Raw genomic sequence first — 11,609 nt, 5'->3', positions numbered from 1 at the left:
ACTCACAGTGCCCGCCGGAGTCTGGTAAATCGACTACGGAAAAATGGCGTTGACAAAGCGGTGATTAGAAAAATCACCGGACACCGCGATAACAAAGGGCTTGACCCTTATTTGGAAGTTGATATTGATGAAGTTCGCGCGGCGATCGCAACTTTATGAACGCCTTACTCCTATTCCTGCAAATTGAGATATTTTTCGAGCGCTTGCAGCATGGGGAGTATGACGATCCGCTACTGTTGGCTATGGCGCTGGAGTGTTTAGCTAACCAGGCATGGGATGAAGTTGACCGAATCTACCCGAATCTATGACAAACCGCATCTAGGCGGATAAGCTGAAAATCTAAACTTCAAAAATGACATGCGATCGCACTTTCATCAATGGGTTAGCGCGATCGCCTTTTTTAAATCGGAGAAAAATATGCCTACTGCAACCAAACAAATCACAGTTCAAGACCTGATTCAAGAATTGCAAAACCTTCCACAAGATGCGCCAGTTTCTTTCCAAGATGTTGAGGATCTGGCATATGTCATCGTTGGCTACGAAGCTGGCTCTGATGGGGTGATTATCACCATTGGTAAAGACGAGTCCGAGGACGGGGAATAAACCCTCTTCAAGAGAGAAGGTTTTCGCTACGCTAAAAATTGTAGTCTTATGCTAGCAGCCTAAAAGCTGCCAGCATAATTTTCTTTATTGGGCATTGGGCATAGGCTTTTGGGCATCAGCTAGAGCAAATTCTAAAATTATAAGAGCATCATCAATGTGTCCAAGTTTCAGGTCATTTTGAATCATTTTGCAAGCTTCAATTAAACCAATTAGCCGATTTTCATAGGTATCAGGAAAGATTTTATCCAGACTCTCGAAAACATCTGTATCGCTAAGATGTGGATTTTTACTCATAACTTCTAACTCTTAAATCGCGCCAGGAGTGAATCAACAAATCAATCTCACTTGGCGATCGCCCCGAAGCGATCGCAATCTCCACTTGCTGCTTCCTGAACTTTGCCAATCGCGATCGCACATTCCCCCCGCTGATGTGCCGATGCTTAATCTTGGTGCCGGTCTTCCAGCAATAGCGGTAATAATGATTATCTTTGCGGTTAGAAGGGCAGTAAGTTTCTAGCCAGTGAACATGTTCTGGAACAGCTAAAATGTGTTCTGGAACATCGGTATATGCCTCGTCTGGTGGGGTTTTTTGTTCTGGAACAGGATTTGTGGTATCACGTTCCAGAACAATCATGCGGCGGTCGCCGCCGATTTTGTGCGAGTGACTACTGATTAATTGGCTTGAGTCTGTGTCCTGTTCCAGGACATGGGCTGACTCCCACTGATTCCAGGCTTGCTCATAAGCATCGAGGTTTTCGTAATCGTCTGGATCTGGTGGCTCATCGCTATGATCGTAAAAAAGAGAAACTTGACCGCCGTCGTCTACAATACGTGGTGCTTCTGTGAAGTGTGCAGGATTCCAGCGTTCGCGATCGCGATCGGATATCTCATCCCAGTAAAAATCGTAACTAGGGGGAAGGGGGGGAGCCGTTGCGATCGACTCCACCGCGAACAAGGTCAGCTGCCTGGGGGCCGCTCCGTCGTCGGATTCCGTCATAATTAGGTTGGTGATTTCGTCAGCGCAGCAGTGCTACAACTAGCACTGCTGCGTGTTTTTTTAGATTTCGGATTTAGCTATCGCTTTGGTGGGCCAAAGTCGCTTGGTAACTCATCAATGCGATCTATGTTTAGCTCGCGGCATAAGTTTTTTAATTGAGACATGGTGAGCCTCGCTTCAGTTTTACCCGATATCCAGCGCTGATAAGTCGCTCGTGGAATACCGCAACGCATTGCCAGCTCATCCTGAGTTAGTTGGGTTCGTTCTATCCTCAGAGTGTCCAAGGGTGAATCACTCTCCTGTTTTTGCTTTCGGCTTCTTGATTCCATTGTAACCATATATATCTCATTTTGATGCCTCTAGTTGACATACTCAGCTTGAGGTCTCATAATGAGACTTGAAAGACAACACGAAACCAGTCCGATCTAACTGACTCGGTAAGGGACAGGTATTTAGGCTGGTTTCACCTAAAGTGTCTCATCTCAGTAGCAAATGCCAAATCCGGGAAAATTAGCACTTTGTGTAATAGCCGTTGAAAGCTGATGAAGAGTGTTTCAGGCTACCAGTGTCTGGAAAGAGGTTAAGTGAGCGAGTAGAGATGCCAGGTGTTTGTCTATACAAGTCGCGGCTTAGATAAAAGCTGGTGACGTGCATTTGTATGGGGGCCCCAATCTGTAAACGACCTTAGTAGGGCATTCCACATTACCAAGGGCTACATGCCGACGTGGTGACACGGTGGGCTGTGGAAATTAAGACCTGGGTGAAAATCCCGTAGAGGCTGGCGTGTAGGTAATGGCTTACGCACAGATGCACGATCGCGAAATTGCATTCCACCGTGTGGTTGTGCAATTCCTCACAGTTTCTTTGAAAAACGCGCAAACCCTTGCGAGCGCTCGCACTTTTTTATATGACTCAAACCAAAGGAAAGTATGTAACACGAAAAAAACGGATTCGCCAACTAGAAAAAGAGATTGAGCAGCTATTGACCCAGGTTAAAACCCTAACCGAACTGCTTGACAATGCCCACGGGATGATTTATCGTTCCCATCCTGGCTTGGCGCGTGCCGTCGAGGAAGATTTCCATGAAGAATTGTTGCCATCAGAATTACCACCGTCGGCTAAAAAACCGCCCCGGTGCAAAATCCGAAATTTACCACTTGCACCCCGTGCAGACTTAGTGATCGAGCGTGATCAGAATGGCCGCCTAATTATTAAGGGCACGGCTAACTCTTCATCACCGCGCCCTCAAGTTTAATCGTTTTTGTAGGAGGAATCTGCCTATGAAATAACTTTCATTTATATGAGCCAAAAGTTAATCGTTCCATTGAAACCAGTCAATCACTGATTGGTTGACTGGTTTTTTGTCATCAAAGTTAAAACAACATGAAAATTACAGTTCAAAAACTAATTGAAAAGTTACAAAGCTTCCCGGTTGACTCGCCGATAGTCATAAGAGATATCGTCGATGATTTCCCATTAGTTCTTTTTGATTTGAAGTTTGAAAGCAACATTGTCAAGATCGTCGTCGGCGATGATAACTCAGAGGAAATGGACAAGGACATTTATGCAGGTTAAACAACACAAATCTGATGTATTACTTTCCCATGACTTTATATCATATTTGGTTGTCGCTTATGCACTCGTCACCGAGGAATTAGCAAAACATACAGGAGTTCCTGCAATCGAACACCGAATGAAATACATCGACCAAGGTAAACAAAAGTTTCATCAGTTTTCTGATGAACAATTGCACCAGTTTCTCAAAGAGAACTACCCAACATAATTTAGCAACAGCATTTACCTATGACTTATCAACAGCAGCTTTTTGATTGGGTTGTTTTAAGAGAGGTTTCAACCTGTAACTGGGTTGTTTTATCTCAATTTCGGCGTCGTTGCGATGCCGAGGGGTATCAAAGGATTGCCAAAACTCTTTTCACCGGTCCAGTTGAAGTAGTTTTTCGCAATCGACTCACAGAGTTTGGAATCTCAGGCTAATTCAATTGCGATCGCGTAAAAAAGAAACGCGATCGCCTTTGAATGATTCAGACACTTCAAACGTGGACAATTTACCAAGTCAAAAATACCACAAATAATATGGAAATCAAAACTGTTACCTATCGGCGTGTTTTGAATTTACGCAACTACGAATCCAAAAGTTTGGAAATGTTTGCAGAACTGCATCCTGGAGATAATGCAGACGCGGAAACCTCACACCTGATGGAACAAGTGGAGCGCAAAATCAGCGAACAAGCAGAGCTAGCAATTGAAGCCAAAGACCTCAGAAAAGAAATTGGAGAGCTTAACAGGGAAATAGCACGACTTAAAAGCGAAAAAGACAATTTGACTGGGGTGGAGGAGCCAGATCCAGACGATATCCCTTTTGATCCGGGGACATCACCAGCAACCAGCAAAGACAGTGATGTCCGTAATTATTTTTAACTGAGAATTTTTTAGCGATCGCAAGAAAGAGTTACAGCTCGCATTCGTGCGATCGCCACATACACATACCAAATTTACTTTACCAAAATGCACACCATAGTCAACACCCCATCCGTGTTTAGTTGCAAATTACCATCAGAAGGTTGGATCAACTTATCCCTTGTGCGTCAAATCCAGTTTGAAGACTTGCCTAAGCGTGTAGCAGCGGTGACATGGCTTAACGGCGATAAACAAATATTCTTCGGTGAAGATGCTATAGCGCTGATCAAAGCTTGGGAAAATGCCACCAATTTAATTAACAAGCGGTGTAACTGTCAGAGGAAATCATGAATACAGTTGATCCGAAACCTAAACTAGAAATTCGTGAAACTCATAATGCTGTGACTATTTACGGCATGAATGATGACGGAACTGAAGCAGAAGAACCAATTGCAAAATTTTCTCGCCCTCAAGATTGGGGAGATAAAGAACGCTGGCACTATGAATTCTTCCGTTTGTCATGGGTAAGTCATGGCTATGAATACATTAACAATTGCCATTGTTACACCGATATAAAAAATCCAGAATGCGGGTATCCCGTTTTATTTGCTCAGTGTGTAGCGACCATTCTCTACCCTGGTAGACCACCTCAATTATGTGGGCGGGAATTTTTGGATGAGGATGATTTTTGGCTCGATGAATGGGGAGAAATACCCCTTTACTATTTAGGTGATGATGATGAGGACTATTTGGAGTGACGAGGATGAGTAATAAACAAGTAAAAGTCAAGTGCGAGTTATTCAGGAACTCTTATGACCTCAGTACTGAAACTTTTGATTTCAAGCTAGAACTGACAAATTTTACACGGGATGACTTGCTTAAATTTTTAACAGAAATTCACGGCAATATTGCCAATTTCACCAACATCACCCCGCCTGATGAGGCTATCTGACACAGTAGCCGAAACGGTGGCATCGTTGCCACCGTCGCGGATTGTGTCCAAAGCATCCGCAAGTTAATCAGAGAAAATACGGCGTTCAGATTGAAGTGCGCCTCTCATTGAGGCGTACAAGGCTTCATGCGCGGCAATTCTCTGATTAATTCCCCGAATGCGTTTACTCCTGAATCGCGCCCCTAAGCGTGTGGGGCGTTAGGGTGATTCGTGCGCTATTAAGTTCGGGCTAATCAAAGGATGCCAGTCCTTGAAAACTACCAAAAGCAACACAGAACCATGACAATAGAATCAACTATTTTGGGAATTGATGTTAGTAAATCAAGCGTAACTTGCCATATTTTAACACAATATCCCAAAGGGGGATTACAGGGATATTGGAATAAAACCAGGAATAAAGCATCAAGCTTATATCCGGCTTTTTACTCCAATCCTGATACTAGGAAGAAGCAGAAATCTGCTTTTGACTTTGCTGATTATCTAGCAGAAATCAAGCCAGATTATGCAGTCCTAGAACCAACCGGAAACCACTATTCAAGACTGTGGGCATCCATCCTCAAAAAATTAGAAATCAAAATTCTCTGGGTTGGTCACGTCGAGTTACGGCGTTACCGGGGAGGTAAAAACCTCCCGAATAAAAGTGACCCCGCCGACGCTTTAGCAATGGCCGCTTACGGTCACGATCCAGATCACCGGCTGGAAACTGGGGAATTAAACATGAGGTATTTCCTCATGCACCGCCCCGAACCCATTGATGAACTCCGCGACCTCTGCCAGCAACTGGAACATCTCAACCGGGTGCAATCGCCAATTGTGAATTATGCCAGACAGCTTCTGGCTTGGCAATTCCCAGAAGTGGCGCACACCAAGAGCGCATCTACTAAACCGGGATTACTACCACCACTTTGGGGATGGCTGGCAGGTAGTCCTGAAATTTCTCCCGCCGGAAAAACCCGAATGGATAATCGCTACAAAAAATCGATTGCCCAGGACTATGGAATTAAGATTGACCCCATTTTGGAACTTCACGCTGATTGGATGTGCGATATCTCGCTCTATGAGCAGCGCCTAGAGGCAAGAATCAGTGAAATGCTTTCTTTTCCAGAATTCAAGCCTTACATGAGCGTGTTTAACAAGTTCGGTTTTGGGTTGAGAGTGCGATCGCGACTGCTCACCAGGATCTACCCATTCGAGTCGTTCCTAGGTGTAAATGGCAAACCCGTGATTGAGTACGAGGTTCGTGAGGTGAAGAAAACGGAACGGGATCGCGATCGCGTCCCGCGCGCCGGAGGCGATCGCAAAAATAGAGAAACTACTGTCAAGCGATTAGCTGGTGAGACGAAACGAATCAAACGCAACCGCAGCCGCGACACTTTCAAAATGAGGTTAGGGATGGGCACTGTTCTGGAACAGTCAGGAGACGGACTTGTTGAAAAACCCAGTGGTTCCTCACTGTGCCGGATCAGCCTGTGGCAGTACGTTCTAACAGGCGTGGAAACCGGAAGGCTACCAGAGAACGAACTGACCAAGGAATTAACCAATTACCGTGACTCACTCAAAGCTAATGTCAGTGAGCAAGGTGAGAAACTCTTAGGTGGTAAGCACATCCAAGGTAAGCTCATGAGTAAAGTAGTAAATCTCTTGTTCCAAGAATTGTGTAAAATACTTCCCGTAGAGTGATGTTACAAACCCTTCATATATATGAGGGGTTTTCAAATCTGATAAACTTTCAATTACCCTGAAGCCTTATTCTGCTCTATACGTTGCAATAGAGGAGGGAAACTAAATCAGCAAATAAAAAGACGGCATGGCGACAGATCAAACGAGCAATCGAGAAAGTGAGTTCAACTCGCTCCAGCGGCTTGTTAAAATCCGGATCTTGCTGGTAGAAGATGAGCCTGATATTACAGAGTTGCTCATCTTCATTCTGGAAACAGCAGGTGCAGAGGTAATGGCTTTGATCAACGCAGAAGCAGCCCTCGCCATGCTCGAATCGTTTCATCCTGATATTCTGCTATGCAATGTAAAGTTGCCTTATAATGATGGAAACTGGTTGATTAAGCAAATTCGGGGGCATTCAAGCTCATTAATCCGGCAGTTACCAGCAATCGCTATCACTTCTTATACACGGGAAGTTTCAAGTCACAAGGCTTTGAATGCTGGCTTTGATCGATTTCTAATCAAGCTTGAGAGTCCAGAAAAAATCGTGAGTGAGATCGTTAACCTGCTATCTGTACGGTTATTTAGCTTAACCTCCCAAAAGTAGCTATGCCGCTACGAGTTATTCCCTTGCAAGAAAGGCGATCGCTTGCCCCTCTGGAAAGCTTCCTGTTACCATTAATTTTTCTTAATTTGCCTTGGCTAAATCCTCTATATTGGTTTATTTGGACATTTAGCATAAATCTAGGGAAACAGCAAGGCCGAATAGCCCGCACTTCTCTACAAGACGCTCTTGCTAGCAAGATTCCCGTAGGGGTACGACATGGAGTGTTTCGGCTTTTCTTAGTGCCATTCGCCTAAAAGTCTTGATGTATCATATTCAATTTTACAAGCAGGTTGTAAGGATAGATGAAGTTAAGTCAGATTCCCGACTTCAAAATGCTTGATTGCTTTTTCAAAATGCTTGATTACTTTCTCATTTGAGTAGATTCAGCAAGCAAAAAGGCATATTGCTTTCTCAAAATGCTTGATTACTTTCTCATTTGAGTAGATTCAGCAAGCGAAAAGGCATATTGATTTCTCAAAATGCTTGATTGCTTTCTCATTTCGGTAGATTCAGCAAGCAAACGGCAGATTGCTTTCTCATTTCAGTACATCGCGTATTCATTTTGGTATTTTGAGCAAGCAAACAGGCATATAGCGGTTCTCAATTGCCTGGAATACAGACCACTTGTAGGAGGACAGCAATGCTCATTGGTGTCAATTTAAGCAATAAACACTTTTAAAACCTCGTTTCCAGGTTCTACCCACCCCTGAAAATAACTCACGTTATTACAGCCGGATTGAAAACTGAGAGGGGAGTGGCAATGATACCGCGCACAAAAATATCTACACAGGTTTCGATATAGTCCTCACAGCTATAGCTGCCTTGATTGAATTTTGTACTGCGGCATAGCATTCCAGCTAACAGCATTCCTGTAAACATATCGACTGCTGGAAATGGATCAAGGTCTGCTCTGACGATGCCTCGTCTCTGACTCGATTGCAGGTAAGCTATCAGTTTTTCTCCTAAAGGCTTGGCAGCTTCTTGAATCACTTGTTTGGCTGCCTCTGGATGACGTTTGGCTTCTCCAAGGAAGGTACGAATTAAGTCCTCCTGTGCCTCTAGCATACTATTGTAAAGATGGGCATACTGTGTTAAATCAATTTTTAGATCCTGCGTCCACGCTTCGGGGTGTGCAAGGGCTTCTGTCTGGAGTACAAAGGCATTTTCGATTACTGCTCCCAGAAGTTGTTCTTTGCTAGCAAAGTGGCGAAATAAAGTCACCTCATTCACACCAGCAACACGAGCTATTTCACGGGTAGTTGCTCCTTGAACACCTAAACTGGCAAATACCTGCGAGGCAGCTTCTATCAAACGTCTACGGGTGAGAGTTGATGAACGGATGGTTTTATTCATTTATGCTGGCAAGTACTTACTTACATCGTAGGTTATATAAAAAAAGTGGTTACAACTTGGGAGAAAAGAGTAATAATAAAAGTTGTCATATTCGATACTAAAGTCTTATTAAGATTAACTATGAGTTTTTAAAATATATAATCATATAACTATTTTACAATCCCAAATTTCAGAAATACGAGATGTTTTTCTGAAACTAATGGAACTTTATCAAAAAAACAAACTCACAATCGGCTCTAACTTCAATCAATTTCATCATATTGTGATAGTAGCTAATGCTTTACTCATTTTAATAACTGGCACAACTAGCCCACTTCTTAAATAATGAGGTGCTCTTTGGATGGCAGTAAATCCGAGTCGTAAATAAAACCCTTCAGCATAAAGGCTAGCAGTTGTAATTACCTTATCTATGCCTTGATCAGCTGCTTGATCGCAAAAATGTTGAACTAAAGCACGCCCGATGCTTTTACCTTGATATTTAGGATGGACATACAGCCTGATGAGTTCATCAACAATAAAACTAGCGAAACCTATAACAACATCTCCCTCGATCGCAACCCAAAAAGTTTCCACTTTCATCCTCTTCAAGATATTTGAATCATCGGGCTTGTCGCAGTTATTACGCCAAGCTAAAAGTTCTTTTTTTGTGTAGAAAGTTGCAGGCAGAGCTTTGATAGCAGCAATATGAATTGCACTCAGCACCCACGCATCTGTTTCCTTAGCAGGTCGAAGAGATATTTCCTTAGCGCTCGATAGGTTCAGGGCTGACATTCACTGATCCAAAGTTATCAAGTTTGGTTATGAGAAATTTTAGTTGCCCCAGCTTTGCCCGTCATAGACATCGCAACACATCAACTAGCCAAATTCTCAACTGCTTTATTGATATTAGCAGTTTGCAATTGAGTTACAACTCGCTGGACAATCTGCCCTCTGATTTCCTGAACATTTTGACTCGCAGCTGTAACCTGAGCAAGTACAGCCGCAGGGGCAGTTTGGGGAGAACCACTGTTAAAAGGGGGTTGGGGATTATATTCAATCCCTAGTTGAATTGCTTGAGCGATTGCTTCCCCAAATAACTCAGCTGCTAAAGCCAGCCCAAAATCAATGCCAGCTGTCACACCGCCGCCTGTAATTCGATTGCGATCAATGACAACTCTTTCTGAAACTGTCTCAACTCCCAACATCTCAAGCAAATCCAGCGATCGCCAGTGAGTAGTGGCGCGATAGCCCTGAAGCAAACCAGCCGCCGCCAGCAGCAGAGAACCAGTGCAGACAGATGTAATGTAGCGGGCTTGTTTGGCTTGGGTTTTGAGAAAGTCAAGAAACTTTGGATCTTCCATCTTGGCATTGATACCTGGGCCTCCTGGCACAAATAACACATCTAAGGCTGGAGCTTGAGCAAAGGTTGTGTCCGGTAGAAAGGTAAGGCCGCAATCGCTTTGAATTGGTTCGAGTGTTTGGGCCAGCAGATATAATTGCGTGTTTGGCAATTTGGCAAAAACTTCGTAGGGACCCGTGAAATCTAACTGCGTCACATTTGGGAACAATACTATTCCAATGGATAGAGAAGAAACTTGTTCAGTTACAGTCACTATTTATGTCCTCGTTAAAAATACTCAAGATGCCGATGCTTAAGCAAAATTATAATGTATCTAGTTATACTATTTCCCAAAAATCTTCAGCCAATTGCTCACCCAAGCTCAATAGTATAACTCCCGAAATATAAACACCTATAATACTATCGACAAAACGTATAATTAGATTTAAAGTACGGTAAGTCTATCGACAATACGTTTATTATGGATAAAGCAATAAAATAACCAACTTCAAAAGACAAATTTTGAAGTAATCAAGCAATATCGTTTGATATTTGGCTAGTTTTGCCGTGTTTACTTGAATATATTCTCAAAGCTTGCTTATCACAGTATTTACCAAGCCAGAAGACATCAGAAAATCAAAAGGAGTGAATGTGATCAACGCCATACAGATTAACGAAAATTTGACAACCACAGGACAAGTCATACCAAAACAGCTTGAGCAAGCTATCCAAGAAGGTTTTAAGTCCGTTCTAAATCTGCGATCGCCTGATGAACTAGGATTTTCCCAGGATGAGCAAAAAGTAGCGGAAGCATTGGGGCTGCATTATACGAATGTTCCACTCAAGGTGGATTTAAAAAATTTGAATGAAGAGGCGATTACTAAAATTCTTATGATCCTAGAACAAATCCCTAAACCAGCAGTTGTGCATTGTGCAGCCGGGATGCGATCAACTGGAATCGCGCTATTGAGTATCGCTATCCACGAGGGATTAACACCAGAGGAAACCTTAACAAGAGCTAAGAATCTGGGTTTTGGATTCTTTGAACACGCTGGTGTTAGTCCCAGGCTGAAGCAATTATTTGTGGACTATGTTAATAAACACGCGAAAGTAGCTGTGCCTACTCACTGAAATATCTGTACTTAGCTAACAGGAATGTATAGCAACACTTGGTAAGACATGGGGCTTAAGCCCCTTGTTCGGGTATTGTGGGGCATTATTTAATGCGATCGCCCCAAGAGAATCGCGCAAAGATATAGGATTTTATGAATTTCAACGCAAGTATCACACAGCTACAGCTAAAAAACAATTTCTATTAAAAATACCTTTGCAAAAAGAGAAAACGTAAAATATCAAGGTCTGAATCTGCGTTTTGATTAACTATCGCTATTTCATCGTATCTCACAAGTTCCCGATTTTTAAGCAAGCTTCACTGTAAATAATACGTAAATAGCTATGCTAAAAACTACAAAAATAGATAAGTAAGGTGAAGTAGGAAAAAATACTAGCCTAAGTAGTGACCCTTAAAAAAATAAAGGTTATAGTAATTAAATTAACTAAATATTTATGTAACAGGTTAGCTGGATAATGCTTATAAGCCAGTCAAAAAGCTGAAATGGACTGAAAAATTAGTGTTTTTAAATTTGGCAAAAACTATACCGAAAGCGTCAACTTTCGGCTAAATTTTTGTGCCTTAAAACAG

General features: G+C 42.7%; 20 protein-coding genes. 14 read left to right on the top strand and 6 right to left on the bottom strand.

Annotation, left to right across the window (positions count from 1 at the left end):
• The first annotated feature begins 155 nt into the window (after positions 1 to 155).
• Both V7K40_RS31185 and V7K40_RS31180 read left to right on the top strand, forming a co-directional pair.
• The gene (locus V7K40_RS31185) at positions 156 to 308 is read left to right on the top strand and encodes a hypothetical protein (protein ID WP_334966708.1); all 153 of its coding nucleotides are present in this window, start codon (positions 156 to 158) and stop codon (positions 306 to 308) included.
• 49 nt (positions 309 to 357) lie between these two features.
• Positions 358 to 603, top strand: a complete 246-nt coding sequence (locus V7K40_RS31180) for a hypothetical protein (RefSeq protein ID WP_334966706.1) — start codon at positions 358 to 360, stop codon at positions 601 to 603.
• Between the two features lie 84 nt (positions 604 to 687).
• Here V7K40_RS31180 and V7K40_RS31175 read toward each other — a convergent pair whose 3' ends face one another.
• From V7K40_RS31175 to V7K40_RS31165, 3 genes are all read right to left on the bottom strand, one after another.
• Positions 688 to 897, bottom strand: a complete 210-nt coding sequence (locus tag V7K40_RS31175; RefSeq protein ID WP_334966704.1) for a hypothetical protein — start codon at positions 895 to 897, stop codon at positions 688 to 690.
• Positions 890 to 1,600 carry a hypothetical protein gene (locus V7K40_RS31170; RefSeq protein ID WP_334966702.1) on the bottom strand — a complete coding sequence of 237 codons (711 nt, stop codon included), beginning with the start codon at positions 1,598 to 1,600 and terminating at the stop codon, positions 890 to 892. Before V7K40_RS31170 ends, V7K40_RS31175 begins: the two co-directional genes overlap by 8 nt.
• A gap of 77 nt (positions 1,601 to 1,677) precedes the next feature.
• Positions 1,678 to 1,929: a helix-turn-helix transcriptional regulator gene (locus V7K40_RS31165; protein ID WP_334966700.1), complete on the bottom strand. Its 252-nt coding sequence runs from the start codon at positions 1,927 to 1,929 to the stop codon at positions 1,678 to 1,680.
• A 578-nt stretch (positions 1,930 to 2,507) separates the two neighbouring features.
• Between V7K40_RS31165 and V7K40_RS31160 the strand changes: the two genes are divergently transcribed.
• The 11 genes from V7K40_RS31160 to V7K40_RS31110 all read left to right on the top strand — a co-directional run bounded on the left by V7K40_RS31160 (position 2,508) and on the right by V7K40_RS31110 (position 7,490).
• Entirely contained in the window at positions 2,508 to 2,855 is a 348-nt protein-coding gene (locus V7K40_RS31160) for a hypothetical protein (protein ID WP_334966698.1), read from the top strand.
• A gap of 128 nt (positions 2,856 to 2,983) precedes the next feature.
• Positions 2,984 to 3,175 (top strand): hypothetical protein, encoded by a 192-nt coding sequence (locus V7K40_RS31155; RefSeq protein ID WP_334966696.1) that lies wholly within the window; start codon positions 2,984 to 2,986, stop codon positions 3,173 to 3,175.
• On the top strand, positions 3,165 to 3,383 hold the full coding sequence (locus V7K40_RS31150) for a hypothetical protein (RefSeq protein ID WP_334966694.1): 219 nt from the start codon (positions 3,165 to 3,167) through the stop codon (positions 3,381 to 3,383). Before V7K40_RS31155 ends, V7K40_RS31150 begins: the two co-directional genes overlap by 11 nt.
• A gap of 20 nt (positions 3,384 to 3,403) precedes the next feature.
• Complete coding sequence (locus tag V7K40_RS31145; RefSeq protein WP_334966692.1) at positions 3,404 to 3,595, top strand: hypothetical protein; 192 nt, start codon at positions 3,404 to 3,406, stop codon at positions 3,593 to 3,595.
• A gap of 42 nt (positions 3,596 to 3,637) precedes the next feature.
• Entirely contained in the window at positions 3,638 to 4,039 is a 402-nt protein-coding gene (locus V7K40_RS31140) for a hypothetical protein (protein ID WP_334966690.1), read from the top strand.
• 114 nt (positions 4,040 to 4,153) lie between these two features.
• Entirely contained in the window at positions 4,154 to 4,369 is a 216-nt protein-coding gene (locus tag V7K40_RS31135; protein ID WP_334966688.1) for a hypothetical protein, read from the top strand.
• Positions 4,366 to 4,776: a hypothetical protein gene (locus V7K40_RS31130; protein WP_334966685.1), complete on the top strand. Its 411-nt coding sequence runs from the start codon at positions 4,366 to 4,368 to the stop codon at positions 4,774 to 4,776. Before V7K40_RS31135 ends, V7K40_RS31130 begins: the two co-directional genes overlap by 4 nt.
• A 5-nt stretch (positions 4,777 to 4,781) precedes the next feature.
• Entirely contained in the window at positions 4,782 to 4,970 is a 189-nt protein-coding gene (locus V7K40_RS31125; RefSeq protein ID WP_334966683.1) for a hypothetical protein, read from the top strand.
• Positions 4,971 to 5,249: 279 nt separating this feature from the next.
• Entirely contained in the window at positions 5,250 to 6,650 is a 1,401-nt protein-coding gene (locus V7K40_RS31120) for a transposase (RefSeq protein ID WP_334966681.1), read from the top strand.
• Positions 6,651 to 6,777: 127 nt separating this feature from the next.
• Positions 6,778 to 7,236 (top strand): response regulator, encoded by a 459-nt coding sequence (locus V7K40_RS31115; protein WP_334966679.1) that lies wholly within the window; start codon positions 6,778 to 6,780, stop codon positions 7,234 to 7,236.
• A gap of 2 nt (positions 7,237 to 7,238) precedes the next feature.
• The gene (locus V7K40_RS31110) at positions 7,239 to 7,490 is read left to right on the top strand and encodes a hypothetical protein (protein WP_334966677.1); all 252 of its coding nucleotides are present in this window, start codon (positions 7,239 to 7,241) and stop codon (positions 7,488 to 7,490) included.
• 463 nt (positions 7,491 to 7,953) lie between these two features.
• Here V7K40_RS31110 and V7K40_RS31105 read toward each other — a convergent pair whose 3' ends face one another.
• From V7K40_RS31105 to V7K40_RS31095, 3 genes are all read right to left on the bottom strand, one after another.
• Positions 7,954 to 8,589, bottom strand: coding sequence for a TetR/AcrR family transcriptional regulator (locus V7K40_RS31105; RefSeq protein ID WP_334966675.1), 636 nt, complete (start codon positions 8,587 to 8,589; stop codon positions 7,954 to 7,956).
• A 255-nt stretch (positions 8,590 to 8,844) separates the two neighbouring features.
• Positions 8,845 to 9,360, bottom strand: a complete 516-nt coding sequence (locus V7K40_RS31100) for a GNAT family N-acetyltransferase (RefSeq protein ID WP_334966674.1) — start codon at positions 9,358 to 9,360, stop codon at positions 8,845 to 8,847.
• Between the two features lie 80 nt (positions 9,361 to 9,440).
• Positions 9,441 to 10,181 (bottom strand): DJ-1/PfpI family protein, encoded by a 741-nt coding sequence (locus V7K40_RS31095; RefSeq protein WP_334966672.1) that lies wholly within the window; start codon positions 10,179 to 10,181, stop codon positions 9,441 to 9,443.
• A 377-nt stretch (positions 10,182 to 10,558) separates the two neighbouring features.
• On the opposite strand from V7K40_RS31095, the gene V7K40_RS31090 reads away from it, so the two are divergent.
• A complete protein-coding gene (locus V7K40_RS31090) occupies positions 10,559 to 11,038 on the top strand; it encodes a sulfur transferase domain-containing protein (protein WP_334966670.1) in 480 nt (159 codons plus the stop codon).
• Positions 11,039 to 11,609: the final 571 nt, after the last annotated feature.

Source organism: Nostoc sp., from assembly GCF_036917195.1.
In the GTDB taxonomy this organism is placed as follows: domain Bacteria; phylum Cyanobacteriota; class Cyanobacteriia; order Cyanobacteriales; family Nostocaceae; genus Nostoc.
The sequence above is the reverse complement of the archived record's forward strand: the minus strand, read 5'-3'. Positions and strand labels throughout refer to the sequence as shown.